This window comes from Oleiphilus sp. HI0125, assembly GCF_001635355.1.
Genome location: NZ_LWGF01000413.1, coordinates 1 through 515 on the forward strand (window position 1 = coordinate 1; position 515 = coordinate 515).

The 515-nt window shown below is 46.6% G+C and carries 1 protein-coding gene; it reads left to right on the plus strand.

Going from position 1 to position 515, the window contains the following annotated elements; all coding sequences use genetic code 11:
* Positions 1 to 515, plus strand: a 515-nt coding sequence (pyrH, locus tag A3762_RS05495) for a UMP kinase (RefSeq protein WP_068754443.1), incomplete at both ends; no start/stop codon positions are given.

Consider the following 515-nt stretch of genomic DNA (forward strand, 5'->3'; position numbering starts at 1 on the left):
AATCGGCGGCGGTAACTTGTTCCGAGGTGCTGCGTTAAGCGCTGCGGGCATGGATCGTGTAACGGGTGATCATATGGGAATGCTTGCAACTGTAATGAACGCACTTGCAATGCGCGATGCTTTAGAGCGGTCTAATATTTCCACGCGTGTTATGTCTGCAATACCAATGAGTGGTGTTGTCGAGCACTATGATCGTAGGACCGCGATGCGTTGGTTGAAAGACGGCGATGTTGTTATTTTTAGTGCAGGTACAGGTAATCCATTTTTTACGACAGATTCTGCGGCTTGCTTGCGCGGAATAGAGGTAGAGTCTGATGTTGTTTTAAAGGCCACAAAAGTTGACGGCGTGTATGATGCCGATCCTATGAAAGTCAAAAAAGCGAAGAAGTTTGATCGCCTTACTTACGATGAGGTTCTCGACCGTAAGCTTGGTGTGATGGATTTGACTGCCATTTGCTTGTGTCGCGACCATGAAATGCCTGTACGTGTTTTTAATATGAATAAACCAGGAGCGT